The sequence below is a fragment of the Sphingobium sp. 22B genome (assembly GCF_001580035.1).
Lineage (GTDB): Bacteria > Pseudomonadota > Alphaproteobacteria > Sphingomonadales > Sphingomonadaceae > Sphingobium > Sphingobium fuliginis.
The window spans coordinates 121,838-140,887 of record NZ_LTAB01000005.1; the positions used below are offsets into that span (position 1 = coordinate 121,838).

The 19,050-nt window shown below is 66.2% G+C and carries 15 protein-coding genes and 1 pseudogene; 10 read left to right on the forward strand and 6 right to left on the reverse strand.

All coding sequences use genetic code 11. The features are described from left to right. Positions 1 to 38: 38 nt before the first annotated feature. Complete coding sequence (gene miaA, locus A0J57_RS07030) at positions 39 to 983, reverse strand: tRNA (adenosine(37)-N6)-dimethylallyltransferase MiaA (protein ID WP_061934736.1); 945 nt, start codon at positions 981 to 983, stop codon at positions 39 to 41. Between miaA and serB the strand changes: the two genes are divergently transcribed. The 4 genes and pseudogenes from serB to A0J57_RS07050 all read left to right on the forward strand — a co-directional run bounded on the left by serB (position 982) and on the right by A0J57_RS07050 (position 4,356). Next, positions 982 to 1,860 carry a phosphoserine phosphatase SerB gene (gene serB, locus A0J57_RS07035; protein WP_061934738.1) on the forward strand — a complete coding sequence of 293 codons (879 nt, stop codon included), beginning with the start codon at positions 982 to 984 and terminating at the stop codon, positions 1,858 to 1,860. The genes miaA and serB overlap by 2 nt on opposite strands. Positions 1,861 to 2,141: 281 nt before the next feature. Further along, positions 2,142 to 2,402 (forward strand): hypothetical protein, encoded by a 261-nt coding sequence (locus A0J57_RS07040; protein ID WP_025552117.1) that lies wholly within the window; start codon positions 2,142 to 2,144, stop codon positions 2,400 to 2,402. A 56-nt stretch (positions 2,403 to 2,458) separates the two neighbouring features. After that, entirely contained in the window at positions 2,459 to 3,955 is a 1,497-nt protein-coding gene (locus A0J57_RS07045) for a murein L,D-transpeptidase (RefSeq protein WP_061934740.1), read from the forward strand. 6 nt (positions 3,956 to 3,961) lie between these two features. Then, positions 3,962 to 4,356: pseudogene (locus tag A0J57_RS07050) on the forward strand (MerR family transcriptional regulator). 7 nt (positions 4,357 to 4,363) lie between these two features. Here A0J57_RS07050 and ruvX read toward each other — a convergent pair. Both ruvX and A0J57_RS07060 read right to left on the reverse strand, forming a co-directional pair. Beyond that, positions 4,364 to 4,828 (reverse strand): Holliday junction resolvase RuvX, encoded by a 465-nt coding sequence (gene ruvX / locus A0J57_RS07055; RefSeq protein WP_173664339.1) that lies wholly within the window; start codon positions 4,826 to 4,828, stop codon positions 4,364 to 4,366. Between the two features lie 8 nt (positions 4,829 to 4,836). Beyond that, positions 4,837 to 5,955 carry a DUF3089 domain-containing protein gene (locus A0J57_RS07060; RefSeq protein ID WP_061934742.1) on the reverse strand — a complete coding sequence of 373 codons (1,119 nt, stop codon included), beginning with the start codon at positions 5,953 to 5,955 and terminating at the stop codon, positions 4,837 to 4,839. Positions 5,956 to 6,069: 114 nt separating this feature from the next. On the opposite strand from A0J57_RS07060, the gene gatC reads away from it, so the two are divergent. The 6 genes from gatC to A0J57_RS07090 all read left to right on the forward strand — a co-directional run bounded on the left by gatC (position 6,070) and on the right by A0J57_RS07090 (position 12,224). Beyond that, positions 6,070 to 6,357 (forward strand): Asp-tRNA(Asn)/Glu-tRNA(Gln) amidotransferase subunit GatC, encoded by a 288-nt coding sequence (gene gatC, locus A0J57_RS07065; RefSeq protein WP_025548067.1) that lies wholly within the window; start codon positions 6,070 to 6,072, stop codon positions 6,355 to 6,357. A gap of 103 nt (positions 6,358 to 6,460) precedes the next feature. Beyond that, a complete protein-coding gene (gene gatA, locus A0J57_RS07070) occupies positions 6,461 to 7,945 on the forward strand; it encodes an Asp-tRNA(Asn)/Glu-tRNA(Gln) amidotransferase subunit GatA (protein WP_061934745.1) in 1,485 nt (494 codons plus the stop codon). 120 nt (positions 7,946 to 8,065) lie between these two features. Next, a complete protein-coding gene (gene gatB / locus A0J57_RS07075; protein WP_044662042.1) occupies positions 8,066 to 9,562 on the forward strand; it encodes an Asp-tRNA(Asn)/Glu-tRNA(Gln) amidotransferase subunit GatB in 1,497 nt (498 codons plus the stop codon). 131 nt (positions 9,563 to 9,693) lie between these two features. Beyond that, on the forward strand, positions 9,694 to 10,437 hold the full coding sequence (locus tag A0J57_RS07080) for a hypothetical protein (protein WP_025548071.1): 744 nt from the start codon (positions 9,694 to 9,696) through the stop codon (positions 10,435 to 10,437). Further along, complete coding sequence (locus A0J57_RS07085; protein ID WP_061934747.1) at positions 10,434 to 11,594, forward strand: M48 family metallopeptidase; 1,161 nt, start codon at positions 10,434 to 10,436, stop codon at positions 11,592 to 11,594. Before A0J57_RS07080 ends, A0J57_RS07085 begins: the two co-directional genes overlap by 4 nt. A gap of 9 nt (positions 11,595 to 11,603) precedes the next feature. Further along, entirely contained in the window at positions 11,604 to 12,224 is a 621-nt protein-coding gene (locus A0J57_RS07090; RefSeq protein WP_061934748.1) for a hypothetical protein, read from the forward strand. A 148-nt stretch (positions 12,225 to 12,372) separates the two neighbouring features. Here A0J57_RS07090 and A0J57_RS07095 read toward each other — a convergent pair whose 3' ends face one another. The 3 genes from A0J57_RS07095 to A0J57_RS07105 all read right to left on the reverse strand — a co-directional run bounded on the left by A0J57_RS07095 (position 12,373) and on the right by A0J57_RS07105 (position 19,048). After that, positions 12,373 to 15,582, reverse strand: a complete 3,210-nt coding sequence (locus A0J57_RS07095; RefSeq protein ID WP_061934751.1) for an autotransporter domain-containing protein — start codon at positions 15,580 to 15,582, stop codon at positions 12,373 to 12,375. A gap of 102 nt (positions 15,583 to 15,684) precedes the next feature. Next, positions 15,685 to 18,132: a TonB-dependent receptor gene (locus A0J57_RS07100; protein WP_061934753.1), complete on the reverse strand. Its 2,448-nt coding sequence runs from the start codon at positions 18,130 to 18,132 to the stop codon at positions 15,685 to 15,687. Continuing rightward, positions 18,116 to 19,048 (reverse strand): FecR domain-containing protein, encoded by a 933-nt coding sequence (locus A0J57_RS07105; protein WP_061934827.1) that lies wholly within the window; start codon positions 19,046 to 19,048, stop codon positions 18,116 to 18,118. The genes A0J57_RS07100 and A0J57_RS07105 overlap by 17 nt, the downstream gene beginning before the upstream one ends. Positions 19,049 to 19,050 lie beyond the last annotated feature (2 nt).

Here is a 19,050-nt window from a genome sequence, read left to right on the forward strand (position 1 = left end):
CGGCTGCGTCTATTGGACATAAAATGGCAAGTCAATAGTTATTGTTGTAATTTTATTGCCAATTCATCGACGATTTCCACATCAATCTGTCGCGCCTCTCGGGGCCATTCCGGCGGAGGCTGGCGCGAAAACCAGGTATATTGCCGTTTCGCATATTGGCGAGTGGCGATCCGGCCGCGTTCCATCATGGTCTCCCGGTCGATTTCCCCTGCCATCCAGGCGGCGATTTCCGGTACGCCGATGGCGCGCATCACCGGCAGGTCGGGGGAGAGGTCGCGGGCGAGCAGCGCCTCGACTTCCGCTACGGCGCCCCCGTCCACCATCTGCCCGAAGCGCAGGTCGCAGCGCGCGATCAGCCAGTCGCGCGGAGGCAGCAGGATCATGGGCGAAAGGGCGATGTGCGGGCCTATGCCCCCGCTCTTGCGCCGCTGCCATTCGGAGAGGGGCTGGCCGGTCGAGCGGACCACCTCCAGAGCGCGGGCGACGCGGCTGGTGTCGGCCGGGGCGAGGCGGGCGGCGGCGGCGGGGTCTTCCTTCGCCAGCGCGGCATGGGCTTCCGCCACCGGCATGGCGCGGGTGGCTGCGCGGACGGCGGGGTCGATGTCCGGGACCGGGGCGATGCCGTCCAGCAGGGTGCGCAGGTAGAGCCCGGTGCCGCCGACCAATATGGGGAGCCGTCCGGCCTCATGCGCCTTGCCGATTTCATCGCGGGCTTCGGCGGCCCAGCGGGCGGCGGTGCAGGCTTCCGCGCCGTCGATATGGCCGAACAGGCGGTGCGGGATACCGGCCATTTCCTCCAAGCTGGGGCGGGCCGAGAGGATCTGGAGGTCGGCATAGACCTGGCTCGCATCGGCGTTGATGACGATGCCGTTAGCCGCGCGGGCCAGGCGAACCGCAAGCGCGCTCTTGCCGCTGGCGGTGGGCCCGGCAATAAGCGCCACGCGCGGGCGGGATTCGCCCTGTGAAGTGTCAGGAGTTTCCATGTTCGTTGCGACCTTAGTGGCAAGTGGCGCCTTGAGTCAGGACAATATTGCCGAGGCTGCCGGCCGGCTCGCCACGGCGGGTTGCACGCCGGTGGATAGCAAGTGGCTGGACGAGGGCAAGGCGGCGGATATTTTCTTTGGGCTTGATCCGATTGCCGCGCGCGCCGCGCTGACCGGCATTGGCGACCGCGTGGATGTGATCGTCCAACCGGTGGGGGGGCGGGAGAAGAAGCTGCTGATCGCCGACATGGACTCCACCATGATCACGGTCGAATGCATCGATGAACTGGCCGACTATGCCGGGATCAAGGCGCAGATCGCGGAAATCACCGAGCGGGCGATGCGGGGCGAACTCGACTTCGCCGGCGCGCTCCATGAGCGGGTGGCCTTGCTCAAGGGGCTGGCGGACGCGGCCATCGACCAGTGCAGGGCCGAGCGGGTGAAGATCATGCCCGGCGCCCATGCCCTGGTGCGCACGATGAAGGCGAGGGGAGCGAGGACGCTGCTCGTATCGGGCGGCTTCACGCGCTTCACCGGACCGGTGGCGGAGGAGATCGGCTTCGATGCCGCCGTCGCCAATGTGCTGGAGATCGCGGACGGGGCCTTGCTGGGCACGGTGACGGTGCCGATCGTCGATGCGGCGCGCAAGCGGGCGGAACTGGAAGCGGCGATAGAGGGCGGGATCGACCGCGCGCTGACCCTGGCCGTGGGCGACGGGGCGAACGACATTCCCATGATCCAGGGGGCCGGGCTGGGGGTCGCCTATCACGCCAAGCCCAAGACGCGCGAAGCGGCGGCGGCGGAGATCGTGCATGGCGATCTGTCCGTGCTGCTCTATGCGCAGGGTATTGCTTCGGCGGAGTGGGTCGGGATTTGATCCCGGCGCGACCTGCTCTTGTTGAGGGGGACCGGTAAGGCGAGTGGTTCGAGCCCGTCCTGCCGCCTGAGCCGGGTTCCTGCCTGCGCAGGAGCATGGCGGGCTCGGGACGGCGGGAGCATCGCAGCCCGGCTCGGTTAACCGTTGCCTGGGCACGGCTCGTCGTCATTGCGCAGCGGTAATGGAATCGAATCCGACCGCCGGTCGTTACACTCGCGCTGCAACCCGCAGCGTCCACATTCTAACCGGCGCACGGTCCTCGCAGCGCCAAGGGAGAGGGTATGAAAATCAGGCTATTGGCACTTCTCGGCGGCACGGCGCTCGCATTGAGCGCATGCGCGTCGACGAGGGACGAACCCATCGCCCCCGCGCCGCCGGTCGGCCCGGGCGCGATCAGCGGCACTGTCGCGGCAGACCGCAATGGCGACGGCATCGTCGATGGCTATTATTCGCCCGACGGCATGTATCATGAGATTCAGGGACCGCCCTGTCCGCCGCCCCCGCCGCCTCCGCCGCCCTCCCGTCGCGGAGAACGCGGCTGATAAACGCAGTTGTCCGGGCGCGGCGCCTTTGCCGCGCCCCTTTCCTCCGTGCCGCCCTGCTTTCCGCGCTTCTGCTGACGGCCTGGCCCGGACAGGCCATTGCGCAGCCCGGCGCGGTTGCGGACTCCCAGCGCACCAGCGTGGCGGCGGAAATCCGCTCGTCCGTGGGCGGCAAGCTGAGGGATTTCTACGCCCCGCGCGGCTATTGGCCGCTCTGGGTCGAAAAGGGCAGGGTCGGGCCGCAAGCCGATGCCCTGATCGCATTGATCGAGGGGGCCGATGCGGATGGGTTGAAACCCAGGGATTATGAACCGCGCGAACTCAAGTCCCTGATGAAGGAGGCCGATGCGAACGGCGATCCCCGGCTGCTGGCGCGGGCGGACATCGCCTTGTCCAAGGCCTTCGCCGCGCTGGTGAGCGACATGCGCAAACCCTCGCGCAAGGTGAAGGTGCGCTATCTCGATCCGGAGGTGGAGCCGAAGGATGAGGAACCGAAGGAGATTCTGCGCGCCGCCGCAGTCGCGCCGTCCTTTATCGACTATGTGCGTTCGTCCGGCTGGATGAGCCCCTTTTACGTGAAGCTGCGCGACGCCCGGGCGACTTTCGCAAGGCGTTGGGGCGGACTGCCGCAAGTGTCGGTGCCGACCGATGGGAAGCTGCGCCCCGGCATGAAGGCTGGCGCCGTGGCGCTTCGCCGCCGCCTGGGGTTGGAGGGCGGAACCGCCTATGACAAGGCGCTTGTCGCAAGGGTGAAGGCGTTTCAGGGCGATCATGGCCTGAAGCCGGACGGCGTCGCGGGCGCCGCGACCATCGCCGCGCTGAACCGGGGCGATGACTATTATGACCGGCTGATCGCGCTCAATCTGGAACGCACGCGGCTGCTGCCCGGTCCGCAGGTGCGGCATGTGGTGGTCGATGCGGCCTCCGCCCGCCTCTGGTATTTCAGCAAGGGCGTGCAGGACGGCACGATGAAGGTGGTCGTCGGCGCGAAGGAAAGCCAGACGCCGATGATGGCGGGCATGGTGCGCTATGCGACGCTCAATCCCTATTGGAACGTGCCGTCCGATCTGGTCGAGCGGAAACTCGCGCCGCGAATGCTGAACGGCGCCTCGCTGACGAAGCTGCGCTATGAAGCGCTTTCCGACTGGAGCGCCAATGCGCAAAAGCTGGAGCCGGCCGCGATCGACTGGCGCGCGGTGGCCGACGGGCGCACCGAATTGCGCGTGCGCCAGCTTCCCGGCGGCGACAATGCCATGGGGAAGGTCAAGTTCATGTTCCCCAACGATCTTGGCATCTACCTGCACGACACGCCATCGCGCGACCTTCTGGCGAAACCGGCGCGGCAGTTCAGCAATGGCTGCGTGCGGCTGGAGGATGCGCAAAGGCTGGGCCGCTGGTTCTTCGGCAAGCCGCTGAAACCCGACAGCGACAAGCCGGAACAGCATGTGCCGCTGCCCCAGCCCGTGCCGGTCTATCTGACCTATCTGACCGCCGTGCCCACCGCGGGCGGGGTGCAGTTCATGCCCGATGTCTATGGGCGCGACGGCATCTAGAGCATCGTGCGGATTTCCGGTTTGGCGCGCGCGGGCGGCGTCGGCGTCGAGACCATACGCTTCTATCAGCGGCGCGGCCTGCTGGATACGCCCGACCGGCCGGAAGGCGCCGGTCTCGCGGGCGGCGTGCGGCGCTATGGCGATGAGGATGTACGGCGTCTGAGGTTCATCCGTTCGGCGCAGGCGGCCGGATTCACGCTGGACCAGATCGGGAGTTGCTGCGGCTGGATGCGGGGCAGGACCGCGCGCGGGCGCGTGAACTGGCGGCGGAGCGGCTGGCGGCGCTGGACCTGAAGATCGCGGAACTGGAGACGGCACGGGAGAGCCTGCGGCGACTTGCCAGCGCATGCCATGCCTCGCAGGAGGGCCCTTGCCCGATCATCTCCGCCTTTGAGGAGTAGGGGGACCTCAGAAGCCGGCCATCAGCCCGTCGATCGCGCCCTGCAGGATGTAACTTGCGGCGAGCTTGTCCACCAGTTCACCCCGCCGCGCGCGGCTGGCATCCGCCTCCAGCAGCGTCCGCGTCACCGCCTGCGTCGACCAGCGCTCGTCCCACAGCAGGATCGGCAGGCCGAGGTCGGCGATGTTCCGGGCGAAGGCGCGGCTTGCCTGGCTGCGCGGGGATTCGCTGCCGTCCAGGTTGAGCGGCAGGCCGATCACCACGCCCTTCACCAATTGCTGTTCCATGAACGCCGCCAGCGCGACCTTGTCCTTGGTGAACTTGCCGCGGCTGACGGTATGGGCCGGGCTGGCGATCGACCATCCCGCATCGCACAGCGCAAGGCCGATCGTCTTGCTGCCCACGTCCAGCCCGATCAGGCGGCCGCCATGGGGCAGGGCTTCGCGGAAAACCGCGCGGTCGGCGGTAAGAATGGACATGTCTATTTCTTCAGAAAGGCGGCCAGCCGCTGTTTCGCATCCTCGCGCACATCGGCCCAGAACAGCGCATAGTCATAGACGTGATAATTATTGCCCGGCAAGGTGAAGGGCCCCATGTCCACCGGCTCGCCGATCATCAGCACGCCGCTGGTGTCGCAGCGGGCGGAGACGATGCCGGGAACCAGCCGGGTCGGCTTGTCGGCATCCCGCGCATCCAGCGTGCCGCGATTGGCGCTGGCGGGCGCGGCCCCGTTGAAGGCGCCGGTGATGGGATTGGTGCAGAGCATGTGCGTGCCCTTGTGCGGCCTGCCGGTGAAACTCGGCTTGCGTTCGAAATTTTCGATCACCGCCGACGGATCGGCTGGTTCGGCATAGCTTTGCCAGCTTACGATGCAATGCGACTGCTGCCGTCGCGCGCAGGCGGGAAGTCCAAGCGCGGGCAGGTCGGCCTCTACCGAAATCGGCCAGCCCACGGCATAGACGGCGGCGATGCGGTCGGCGACCGGCTTGCCGGCGACCTGCTCCCGCAACAGTTTGAGCAGATGGAGCGACCCCTGGCTATGGGCCGCGAGGATCAGCGGACCTTCGGGATTGGCTTTCAGGAATGCGGCAAAGGCTTGCGCAACATCGCGATAGGCTGCGGCGAGGGATTGCTCGCCAGCCGGCTTGTCGGTCAGGAACGCCCCGTAATTGGCCTGGCGGTAACGGGGCGCCCAGACGGAACCCGCCGTGTTGAAGGCGCTCGCCTGATTCTGCACGAAGCGCCGCGCGGTGGCGAGGGATTCCTGGTCATCCAGCCGCATGTTCCAATGCGCGTCGCCCAGCGTGGTGATGTAGGAGGTCGGGTGAATGAAGAAGACCGTCGCCTTTTCCGCCGACGGGGCGTCCTTCACACCTTCGGGAGTCCACAGGGCGGGGTTGTCCTTCACGATGTCGGGCCGGGCGATCCACATCTTCGGATCGTCATAGGCGTTGGCGGGGAGCGGTTCGATTTGCGCGAAGGGCTCCCGCGGCACCATCACCGCGCGGATCATCTGCATCCCCCAGATGCGATAGGCCAGCAATGCCGCGATCACCAGCACGATCAGGCCGGTTACGACATAGAGGAACTTGCGGGCCAAGGATTGCTCTCCCTAGTGATGGACTGTTTCTGTCTGGCGTAAGCCGCGAGCGTGCGCAAGGTCTCGGAGGATCGGGACTTGAAGCGGGCGTGGCCGGGTGGTAGCGGCGGGGCCATGTCGATAGACCTTCAGACCGTGAAAAAGATCGCCAGCCTTTCGCGCATTTCGGTGACCGACGCCGAAGCGGAGGCGATGGTGCCCGAACTCAACAACATCCTGGGCTGGGTGGAGCAATTGGGCGAGGTGGACGTGACCGGCGTGGAGCCGATGACCGCTGTCATCCCCAATCATCTGCGCCTGCGCGACGATGTCGTCACCGACGGCAATGTTCGCGACAAGGTGCTGGCCAATGCGCCGCAGGCCGAACATGGCTTCTTCGCGGTTCCCAAAGTTATCGAATGAGTGGGAATCTTTCACCCGTTCGGGCTGAGCTTGTCGAAGCCCAGTCCTTTCTTGAAGAGAAGTGCGGCCCTTCGACAGGCTCAGGGCGAACGGAAATTTGGGTATGACCAACCTTACTGATCTGACGGTCGCGGAAATCCGCGACGGTTTCCGCGCAGGCGATTTTTCGGCGCGTGAAGTGGCCGAGGCATTCAACGCCAATGTCGCCGCTGCCAAGGCGCTGAACGCCTTCATCGTGGAAACGCCGGAAAAGGCGCTGGAAGCCGCCGACGCCGCCGACAGGGCGAGGGCTGCGGGCGAGGCGTTGAAGCCGCTTTCGGGCGTGCCGATCGGCATGAAGGATCTGTTCTGCACCGAAGGCGTGCAGACGACCGCCGCGAGCCACATGCTCGAAGGCTTCAAGCCCACCTATGAATCCACAGTTTCGAAGAAGCTGTGGGACGCGGGCGCGGGCATGCTGGGCAAGCTCAACCTCGACCAGTTCGCCATGGGCTCTTCGAACGAGACCAGCTATTACGGCAATGTGATCTCGCCCTGGCGGCGGGGCGGCGGCGACAATGCCGCGCTGGCGCCCGGCGGTTCCTCGGGCGGTTCTTCGGCGGCGATTTCGGCGCGGCTCTGCCCGGCGGCGACCGGCACCGATACGGGCGGCTCGATCCGCCAGCCTGCTGCCTTCACCGGCATTTCCGGCATCAAGCCGACCTATGGCCGCTGCTCCCGCTGGGGCATCGTCGCCTTCGCTTCTTCGCTGGATCAGGCCGGGCCGATGGCGCGGACGGTGCGCGACAATGCGATCCTGCTGGAAAGCATGGCGGGCTTCGATCCCAAGGATTCGACGTCGCTCGATCTGGCCGTGCCGCAGTGGGAAGCCAGCCTGTCGAGCGACCTTCGGGGCAAGAAGGTCGGCATTCCCAGGGAGTATCGCCCCGATGGCCTGAACGCCGAAATTGCGGCGCTGTGGGACCGCGGCATCGAATGGCTGAAGGATGCGGGCGCCGAGGTTGTCGAAGTGTCGCTGCCGCATACGAAATATGCGCTGCCGACCTATTATATCATCGCACCGGCTGAGGCGTCGTCGAACCTCGCCCGCTATGACGGCGTGCGTTACGGCCAGCGCGACCTGCCCGATGGGGCGGGCCTCCAGGACATGTATGCCGCGACCCGCGCCGCCGGTTTCGGGCCGGAGGTCAAGCGCCGCATCATGATCGGCACCTATGTGCTGTCGGCTGGCTTCTACGATGCCTATTATACGCAGGCGCAGAAGGTCCGGGCGCTGATCGCCCGCGATTTCGACCAGGCCTTCGAGAAATGCGACCTGCTGCTGACGCCGACCGCGCCGAGCGCCTCCTTCGCGCTGGGCGAAAAGCAGGCCGACCCGCTCGCCATGTATCTGAACGACGTCTTCACCGTGCCGGCTTCGCTGGCGGGACTGCCGGCGATGGCGGTGCCGGGCGGGCTGGACGCGCAAGGTCTGCCGCTGGGTCTCCAGATCATCGGCAAGGCGCTGGACGAGCAGACCGTGCTGAACGCGGGCCTTGCGATCGAGGAACGTGCGGGCTTTGCGGCGCGGCCGGAGAAATGGTGGTAAAGCAAACACCGTTCGCCCTGTTGAAAGGAGCCGCTTGTCTCCTTGCAATGTCGAAGGGCCTCACTTCTCTTCAAGAAAGGACTGGGCTTCGACAGGCTCAGCCCGAACGGAAAAAGAAACATGAGTGAATATCGCATCCAGGGCGCAACCGGCGAGTGGGAGGTCGTGATCGGCCTGGAAGTCCATGCGCAGGTGACGAGCCAGGCGAAGCTCTTTTCCGGCGCGGCCACCGCTTTCGGCGCGGAACCGAACACGCAGGTGAGCCTGGTCGACGCGGCCATGCCCGGCATGCTGCCCGTGCCCAACCGGGAGTGCATCCGCCAGGCGGTGCGCACCGGCATGGCGATCAAGGCGCAGATCAACAAATGGTCGCGTTTCGACCGGAAAAACTATTTCTACGCGGACCTGCCGCAGGGCTACCAGATCAGCCAGCTCTACCATCCGCTGGTGGGCGAGGGCGCGATCGAGATCAGCCTGGACGAGAAGAACCCCGATGCGCAGGTCAAGACGATCGGCATCGAGCGCATCCATGTCGAGCAGGACGCGGGCAAGCTGATGCACGACCAGCATCCGACGCGGTCCTATGTCGACCTGAACCGTTCGGGCGTGGCGCTGATGGAAATCGTGTCGAAGCCGGACATGCGCTCGCCTGCGGAGGCTGGCGCCTATCTGTCGAAGCTGCGGACGATCCTGCGCTATGTGGGGTCCTGCGACGGCAATATGGATCAGGGCTCGATGCGCGCGGACGTCAACGTCTCGGTCCGCAAGCCGGGCGAACCCTTCGGCACTCGCACCGAAACGAAGAATGTCAATTCCGTCCGCTTCGTCATGGCCGTGGTTGAACATGAGGCCAGCCGTCAGGTGGACGTGCTGGAGGCCGGCGGCAAGGTGGTGCAGGAAACCCGGCTCTACGACCCGGACAAGAATGAAACGCGCTCCATGCGGTCGAAGGAAGACGCGCATGACTATCGCTATTTCCCTGATCCCGACCTGCTGCCGCTGGAACTGGACGATGCCTTCCTGGAGGAATGCCGCCAGTCGCTGCCTGAATTGCCTGACGCCAAGCGCCAGCGCTATGAGCAGGCGCTGGGCCTTTCCGCCTATAATGCCGCGACGCTGACTGCCGACGCCGACACGGCGCGCTGGTTCGAGGCGCTGCTGGCCGAAGGCGCGCGCATCCAGAAGAAGAGCGAGGGCGAAGTCGCAAAGGCGTCCGCCAACTGGCTGCTGTCGGAGCTTTACGGCGCGCTCAACCGCCTGGGCAAGACGCTTGAGGAAAGCCCCGTCAGCCCGGAAGAGGGCGCGGAACTGCTGGCCCTTATTGCCGACGGCACGATCAGCGGCACCATCGCCAAGCAGGTGTTCGAGATCATGCTCGAAACCGGCGACAGCGCGCCCAGGATCGTTGAGGAAAAGGGGCTGAAGCAGACCAGCGACACCGGCGCCATCGAGGCCGCGGTCGCCAAGGTGCTGGCCGACAATGCGGACAAGGTCGAACAGTATAAGGCGGGCAAGGAGGCGCTGTTCGGCTTCTTCGTCGGTCAGACGATGAAGGCCATGCAGGGCAAGGCCAATCCGCAGGTGGTGAATGAGTTGATCAGGAAGGCGCTGGCCTGATTGGTCCATTATGAACGATGTCTGTTCCGGCAGGCATCGTTCGATCTGTACCTAAGATGTTCTCTTTGCTAAGCCCTTGAGCAACAGCCGCCATGAGTCGGGGGACTTGGCTGTGTGCAGGGGGAACATTCATGCGATTTGCGTTCGGCCACGCCATTTTGTGCCTTTTGCTCGGCTGCCTGTCGCCGGCCGTCATGGCGCAGGAAAAGTCCGCCGTGCGGCAGGGCTTCCTGCTCGATCCGAATTCGACCAAAATCCTGTTGTTCAGGCCCAGGGTGACCGTTGGAAGCCAGTCGACCGCGGGCATGTTCGAACCCAATGCCGACTGGACGCAACAGGCGCGGGACAATCTGGATCTCGCCCTGGCGGAAGCGCAGCAGCGTCTGGGCAATGAGATTGTCGGTTCGGCCGATCCTGTGGGACAGCAGGCCGAAAGCCTCGCCGAATATCAGTCGCTCTTCGGCATCGTCGCGCAATCGGTGATCGAATTTCAGTTCTTCCCCGGCAATCGATTGCCAACGAAGAAGCGCGAAGGCGCGGCGTTCGACTGGACGCTGGGGCCCGGCGTATCCGCGCTCGCCGCCCGCTCGGGCGCGCGCTATGGGCTGTTCATCTTTACGGAAGACCAGTTCGGATCGACCGGGCGGAAGATTTTCCAGCTGTTCGCGGCCATGGGCGGCGTCGGCATCACCTCCGGCCAGCATAAGGGCTTTGCAGGTCTGGTGGACCTTGCCAGCGGGGACCTGCTCTGGCTCAATGCCGACCTGCAGATGGGCGGCGATGTCCGGACCATGGAGGGTGCCCGCCGCCGCGTAACGCAGTTGTTGGAGGATTTCCCCGGCAGCACCCCCAGCCTTGCCGCTGCCGCCCAATGACGGGCGCGTTGCTGCGGGCAATGGCGCTGCTGGCCTTGACTCTGCCGGTAGCGGCGGTGGCGACCCCCGGGCCCTCCGATCTCCCGCCCTACAGCCAGGCCTATCAGCCGCAAGGGACGGACGAGCGTGGCCTGTGGATGCTGGCCGATGAGGATGAGCGGGAACTGCGCGACTCCAAATTCCTCATCGACGACCCGGCCCTGCAGGCCTATGTGGCTGGCGTCCTGTGCCGGGCTGTGGGCCAGGACCGATGTCGGGGCGTGCGCATCTATCTGGTCCGGGTCGCATCCTTCAACGCCAATATGGCCCCCAACGGCACGATGCAGGTCTGGAGCGGACTCCTGCTGCGGGTTCGAAGCGAGGCGGAACTGGCGGCGGTACTCGGCCACGAGTTCGCTCATTTCGAACTGCGACACAGCCTTTCAGGCTTCCGGAGGCAACGTTCAGCGACCGACATCGCCGCCTGGGCGGCCTTTCTGGGTCAATATGGCGCGACCGTGCAGCAGGCGGCGGTCGGCTCATTCTTCCAGTTCAACCGCGATCAGGAAAAACAGGCCGACCTGCTCTCGCTCAAATATGCGATCCAGTCCCCCTATTCGGCGCAGGCGGCGGCGCATGTCTGGCAGCGGCTCATGGATGAGGCGGATGCGACCGCGCTGGGGCGCAAACAGCGCAGCCAACGCTATGATCGTGTCGCCTTCTTCTCCACCCATCCGACCAATCTCGATCGCGCGACCTATCTCGCGGCCCTGTCCGCCGATGTCGCGGCCAAGCCGGAGGGCGCGGAAAGCTATTCGGCGGCGCTTGCCAAATGGCTGCCGGATTTTCTGTCCGACCAGATGAAGCTCAACGATTTCGGCGGTACGGAATATCTGTTGTCGTCGCTGGCGGGCGAGCATTGGACCGCGCCCCTGCTGTTCGCGCGGGCCGAACTGTACCGCCAGCGCGGCAATCCGCGCGATCTGGCGGCGGCGGCCGATTTCTACCGATCGGCGCTCGCGGCCGACCCCGGCCTGGCGGAGGGCTGGCGCGGATTGGGTCTGTGCCTGATGCGTAACCGTCAGCGGACCGAAGGCGCGGATGCGCTCAAGAATTACATCCGGCTGCGTCCCCAGGCGGCCGATATTCCCATGCTCCAGACGATGACCGGCGAATAGGATTTTCTCATGGCGAAACGAATTTCATCTTTTCTGGCCGTGATCTGCGCGGTTCTGGTGGCGCAGCCGCTGATGGCCGGCAATGCCCTGATGCCGGCGGGGACGTCCGTTGCCGTGGCCAAATCGACCCTGACCGTCACGCCGGACCGGGAGTGGAACCGCCTGTCCGCCCGTCCTGGCCGCAATTCGGAGACATGGACGCTGGACGGTGACGATCTGAACGGCGTCAATTTCTACAGTATCGAAACCGGGCGGACCTTGTTTCGGGAGGTGAGCAGGAAGACCAGGCCGCTGCCGCGCTTTTCCTCGACCATGTTACTGACCGATATTCCTGCGCTGCTGGAAAATAGTTATCGCATCGCGCTTGGGACGACGCTCTTTTCGATGACCGCCATCGAGCCTGCGACATTTCTGGGCGAAAAGGGCGTGCGCTTCTCCTACAGTTTCCGAAAGCAGATGGAGGATGTGTCGCGCAGCGGCGAAGCGGTGGGCGCCATCGTCAAGGGCAGGCTGTACCTGGTGACGTTCGACGCGCCGGCCATTCTCTATTTCGATCGGGACGTTCCAGCCTTTCGACAGATATGGTCCTCGGCCCGCCTCGAAACCCCTCCCGCTCTCGCGCGGCGCTGACGGGGGATAGCGAAAAGGGGCGCTGCCGGGGGAAGGCAGCGCCCCTTCCTTTACAGCCATGACACCGTTGGGAACCGGCTCATGTCATGGCGGATCGGCGGGCCGGGAGGGTCTGTGGGGTGTGGCCCGCCAATTCACTGCTAGGACGTCACAGGATGAAGTTAACCGTCGCCCGGAGGGAGAGGGCGACATGATTTTGTTGTTCCTCCGCCCCGAATTCGCCGCCGACGCGGAAAGTTTCGGTGCCGCCGATCAGCCGGGCGCGGCCGGTCCACCCGCTGGTGCGCTTGTCCGAGATCAGGGTGAAGTCCTCGCCACCGGCGAAATGGGCGGTGGTGTCGCCCAGTGATCCGCCGATGATCTGGCGCCGTCCACCCTCCAGCTCGAACCGCATCCAGCCATCCTCCCGATTGAGGCTGCCGAAATCGTAACCGACGGTGACATTGCCGCTGGCGGTCAATTCGTCGCTGGTGCGGCCGTCGACGATCAGGTCAAAGGCAGCGCCGCCGCCCGTCTCGCCATAGCCGTCTTCCTTCAGGCGGTAATAATCGATGCTGGCCGCCGGACGCAGGGTGAAGCGGTTGAAGCGCATCTCATAGGAGCCGCCCGCCGTTGCGGAGTAAAGCTTGCCCGACCAGTCGCCATCCGCCGTGCGCACGACGTCCCCGGATTCGAAATGGCGGCTGCCCCGGAAATCCACATGGGCCGCCGACAAGCGGGCATAGGTCTGGAGCGGGCCGAAATCGCCCCGCCAGTGCGCCGCCAGTTCGAACTGGTCGGAATCCACCGCATTGTCGGTGCTGCCCGAAGAGTCGCTGCCATGGATATAGGCGAAGGATGCGCCCAGGGCGCCGATCCCCGTCAGATATTCCGCGCCGAAGCTCGCCCCCCAGCCGTTGATGTCGTAGGATGCGGTGTCGCCCACGCTCTTGGAACTGCCGAACGCCACCTGTTGCAGCCAGAAGCCCAGACGCCCGTCAGCCGTGCGGTAGATGCCGCCCGGATCGCCAAGGATGCGGGCGGTCGCGCGCGAACCGGCGGTCACCGCCTCGAACGTACCGCCGGCATGGTCGGGCAGCATCTGTTGCAGATTGGCCTTCAGCGTGTCGCCGTCGGTGATGGCAAGATAGCTGCCCGCAACGGCGCTGTCCTTGTCCAGCGCGTTGAAGATCGCGTCATAAGCCCGCGCCTGCGATCCCGTCAGGCCGAGTTCGGATACGGTCTTGGCCGCGATCGACAGCGTCACTTCCCCCGTCGCGGCGTTGCTGGCGATGGCGCCCTTGAACATATAGGGGATCAGCGTCGTGCTGGAGAGGGCGGGCGTGCCGCTCAACGATCCGGCGCGGACGATGACATAATCGCCTTCCGAACCGGCCACGCTGGTCAGGGTCGCCTTGACCTGCGATCCGCTGGCGAAGCTTGCGGCCCCCGCGACATTGTAGAGCGTGTTGGTGCCGTTGGCCGTGTCGACCGTCACGCCGATGACGGAGGACCCACCGACTGACAGCGAGGCGAGCGCGACCGTGCCCTTGTTGCCGGCGTTGAGGGTGCCGCCATTCATCACGACGGCGGTATTGCCGGCATTGCTGATCGCGCCGTTGAGCGTGGCGGTGCCGGAAAGGGTCAGCGTCGAGGCGCCGCCGCCGAAATCCACGCCGCCATTGATCTGCGCGCTTTCCGCCAGGCCAAGGCTGGAACCGTTCCCGCCCAGCGCCACATTACCCGTCAGGGTGGAGGAGCCGGACAGCGCCAGGCGGTTGCTGCCGCCGCCCAGGTCGACATTGCCCGCAATGCTGCCGGCGGAGACCGTCACGACGTCATTGCCCGATCCCAGCCGCACGTCGCCCGTGATCTTCGGCGCGCTTGCCGTGGCGGAGGCAAGCGACTGGGTCAGGGCGACGCCGCTGCCATTGGCGGTCATATCGATGGCGACGTTCGATCCGCTCTTGCCTCCAGTCGCAGAGATGGTGCCGGTGTTGGACAGGGACGACACCGTGCCGGAAGAATCTAGGATGGCGATGGCAGCGCCATCCTTGCTGCTGAGCGCCGTGGCGGAAATGGCGCCGCTGTTCACGATGGCGCGGCTCGTCGCGCCTGCGTCGATCACCAGCGCGCGGGCCGACGTGCCGGCGACGCTGGAGCCGGTCGCGCTCACCGCCCCGCCGATCTGGAGGGTGTCGGCCGTGGCGCCGCTGCCCAAGCGAATGGCCGTCGCATTGCTGTCATAGGATGTGGCGCCGACCGATCCCGACACCAGCAGGCCCTTGGTCAGGGTGACATTGCCGCCCAGCCCGCCAATGGCGAGGCCGCTGGCGCTGACGCCGTCATAGACGCCATATCCGGCAATCGATCCCTTGACGATCAGGCCGTAGCCGGAACTGTCCGCAGCAACCGGACCGATGGTCGTGGCCGCCGTGGCCGAACCGATCCGCACGGCAGCGGCGGAGCCATAGGTGATGATCGCGGCGGACCCTTCGCTGGCGTCGGTCAGCCCGTCATTGTCGACATCCGGCTTGGTGCTGTCCAGCGTCGGTGGAATGTCGAAGATGACGCCGCCCGTGACATTGCCGGCGATCGTCACGGCCGATCCGCCCTGGAGCAGATCGTCCGCATCCAGCTTGGAAGCGTCGCTCGGACGCGAAGTATAACGATAACCGGTGCTGGTGATCGTGCCCTGGATCTTGACCGCTCCGGTCACGTCCCCTTGCAGGGCAAGGCCGGTGCTGTTGGTGCCCGTGACTGCTGTCGTTCCGCGGATGGTGACATTGCCGGTGACCGCATTGGCCAGCACGCCATAGCCATTGTCGCCCACCACGCTGGTGGAGCCGCTGGTCGACAGATTGCCGGTCAGCGGCGCGTCGATGCGGATGCCGGCGGACTGATTGCCTTCGATGGTGATGGTGCCGCTGCTGTCGATATTGCCCATATGCGCCGCGCCCGGCTGGACCCAGATGCCGTTGCGGTTCGAACCCTTGGCGAAGGGGCCGTCCAGGTCGCCGTCCTTGTCGTCGTCGGTGGGGGTATAGTCCTCGTCCAGCGTGATCGTGCCGCTATGGGTGATGTTGCCGCTGGTGCCCGCCGCCGCGCGAATGCCGGTCGCGCCGTCCGCGCCGGAAATCTTGAGCGTGCCGGCATTGCTGACCTTGTTGTTGCTGTCCTGGGTGATCGCGGTGCCGCCGGTCAGCGTGATCGATCCTGCGGAACTGACCGTGACGTCATCCGCCGCGCCATTGGCGACGGTGGAGGTGCGGACGGCGGTGGTGGTGGAAGAACCGATGGTGGTTTCCGCCGCCGCATCGGCCACCGTCAGGGCGGCCAGAACGGGAGCGATGGCCGTGCAGGCCAGTAGATTGCGCATGATGTCTCCTCTGCGTGCCGCGCCTCTTTCCGATGAGCGCGCATGCGGCGAAGACGGCGCGGGAACGCCTGTCCCGTCAGTTAAAAATAATGCGATGCAGGATCAGAAGGCGAAATCCAGGCCAAGCCGGACAGTGCGCGGACGCAGCGGCGTCACATAATCCCCGCTAAGGTCGAAGGGCGTGCCCAGCGAGAAGCGGTTGCCGCTGCTGTCGAGCAGGTTGGTGAGGGAAAGCGACCATTGCACCGTCCCATGCGTCAGCGCCGCGCTGAGCGCCGTGTCCACATAGTCGCCCTGTTCCCGGCCCAATATCGGCCCCACGCCCAGGCGCGACTTGCCGACATAGCGGGCCGATCCGCTGAGTTGGAGCCGCATGTCCCCTCCCACCGGCGCGCGATAGTCGAAGCCGACGCGGCCGCCCCAATTGGCGACATTGGGCAGGCTCAAAGACTGCCCCTCATAGGAGAGCAGGCGCAGGAATTGCGCCGGGCGGCTGAGGCGGCTGTCATTGTAGATGATGCTGCCGTCCAGCGTCAGCCGCGACGCGGGGCGGACGGCGACGCGCCCCTCCACCGTATAGATGCGCCCGTCCCCGATATTGGCGGTGGTGGGAATGCCGATCCGGTCGGTGACGTCGGCCTGGATGTCCCGCCATCTGGTATAGGCGACATTGCCCGTGACCGCGACCGGATCGATGCCCGGAATTCCCCTGCGGAAGCCCAGTTCCACCGTGGAGGCGCGGTCGTTGCGGAACCGCTGGATATGCTGGTCGTCGACAGCCAGCCCCCCGGGACGGAAACCCTGCTGGAACCGGGCATAGATGGTTGTCCCGGGCAAGGCGTCGGTCAGCAGGGAGAAGGAGGGGAGGAAGATCGTCTCGCTCCGGTTCGCCTGCGCCTCCGCGCGTGCGATGGCGGCAAGGGACAACAGGGCGATGGGGTCCAGCACCTCGCCGGTCAGGCGGCTGTTGGTCAGTCGGCCGCCCACCGTGGCGATCAGGCCGCGCATGGGTTCGAACGACGCTTCGCCGAAGAGCGTCGCCTCGCGGATGCGGTTGTGCACGCCGGTCGAGGTCGCGGCCATGCCCCGCCCGTACATCGGCACGCCGGGAATGACCTGCGGCTGCATCAGGGCCGTTCCATAGGAGGTCAGCGAACGCTGAATATCCGACGTGCTTTCCAGATAGGATGCGCCCAATATCCAGCCCAGGCCATTGTCCAGGTCGCGGACGATGCGGTTTTCGGTCGAGAAGATGTCGACCTTGTTCCTTTGCCGGAACAGGGCGGCGGGCGCGTCCGCCCCGGCCATCTCATAAGGCGTCGCATCATAGCTTTCCGTCAATATGTTGCGCACGAAGCCGGTGGAGGAGACGAAGCGCAGATCGTCCCATTGCCGCTCCACCCGCAGATTGGCGAGCGCATAGTCGGACGAATAGGGCTGGGCGACGGCGGAGGCGCGCTTGAGGTCGCCTATCGCCTTCGCGGCATATTGCGCATCGTCGCCCTCGATCCGCTGGAAGACGCCGGTGAGGTCGACGGTCCAGTTCTCGTCCGGCGCGAAACGGAGCGCGGCGCGGCCGCCATAGGTGCGGATGCGGTTGACGTCATGCCTGTCGCGCAGGACATCGTCGATATAGCCGCCGTCCTGCACGCCATAGCCGACGATGCGCAGCGCGATCTTCTCCGTCACGACCGGCAGGTTGATCGTCGCGGCCAGATCGCCGCCCGGATCGCCATGCTGCGTCGCGCTGAGCCCGGCGGAGACCTGCCCGCCGGCGCGCACCAGGTTGGGCGCATTGGGGATCATGCGCACGATGCCGCCCAGCGATCCCGCGCCATATAGCGTGCCCTGCGGCCCTTCCAGCACCTCCACGCCCTGCATGTCGTAGAGCCGGAGGTCCGGGTCCGGCGCGGCGTAGTTGAGGCGCATGTCGCCCAGATATTGTCCCGTCGTCGCCTGGGTCGGTCCGGCGACGCCGGAGTCCGCGATGGCGCGGATGAACAGCTTGTTGCGGCCCGTGCCCGCATGGGTGGAGCTGAGGCTCGCCACGCGGAAGATCAGGCTGGCGGTGCCGCCGGCCGCCTCCCCGGCGGTGAAGGCGTCGTCGCCCACCGCATCGACCATCCCGGCATAGCGGGGAAGCGGGGTGTCGCGCTTGGATGCGGTGACGATGATCTCGGCCGGTTCGGGCGTGGCTTGCGGAGCGGGTTGGGCGATGCGGGCGCGGGGCTGCTCGCGCACCACCGCCGGCGTCCGGACGATCCGCCAGGTGGTCGCGTCGATACGCCGGATGCTGGCGCCGCTGCCCTTGACCAGCCGCTTGAGCGCCGCTTCCACCGACAGGCGTCCCTCCACGGCGGGAGTGGCCACGCCTGCCAGCGACTGGTCCGACATGCCGATGCTGGCCCCGGTCTGGCGGCCGAGCGCTATCACTGCCTCGCCCAGCCGTCCGGGGGCGATGCTGATCTGCTGTCTTTCCGCCGCTTGCCCAGGCGAAGCGGCCATCATGGCGAGGGCGGTGACGAACAGGACGTCAGCGTGGCGGGCCATCCCCCTCCCTCAACAGCCAGCCGTCGCCCTGCCTGACGGCGCTGAGGCCCATCAGCGGCGCTGCCTGGCCAAAGAAGCGCGCCGGGTCGCGGTGCAGGCGGATCGTTCCGGTGAAGCGCGTCGTCCCCGCGCCGGGGGTGGCGGTGAGCCGGACGCCCAGTGAGCGGGCGATGTCGGCGCTGATCTGCGTCACCGGGGCGTTCGCATAGGTGAGGCGGCCCTGACGCCAGCTTGCGACGGCGTCGGTGGCGACGTCCATGACGCGCAGGCCGTTCTCGTCCTCCATTAGCGCGCGGCCGGCGGGCAGGGCGATGGCTTCCGCCTTCGGATTGTAGATGACCTCGCCCTCCGACACGCCGATGCGGGTCGCATTGCCGGCGCGGACGATGTTGAAGACGGTGCCCGCATCCTCGAACAGCGCGTCGCCCACGGTGACGCGGAAGGGATTGGCGGCGTCATGCCGGATGGTGAAGGCGGCCTCGCCGCTGTCGAGCGCCGCGAAGCGCGCGTCATGCCGGTCGAAGCGCATGGTCGTGCCGCCGTTCAGTTCGACGCGGGTGCCCTCGTCCAGCGCGATGGTGCGGGTTTCGCCGGGCCTGGTCGTGACGGTGTAGATGTCGCTGCGGTTCCACATGCCGACCGATATGGCCGCCACCAGCGCCGCCGCCACCGCCCCGCCGCCGATCAGCGATCGGGGCCAGCGCCAGCCGCGCTCGCCCGCATCATTGGCCGGAGCGGCCATGGTCACGGGCTCCGCCGGAACGATCTCTGCCAGATCGGCATCCGCCGCCATCAATGCATCATAGGCGGGCGCATGCACGGGATCGGCCTCCAGCCATGCGGTGAAGGCTTCCCAATCGGCAAATTCGGGATCGCGCGTGCGGATGACCCATCCGAGCGCCTCCTCGTTCATCATGG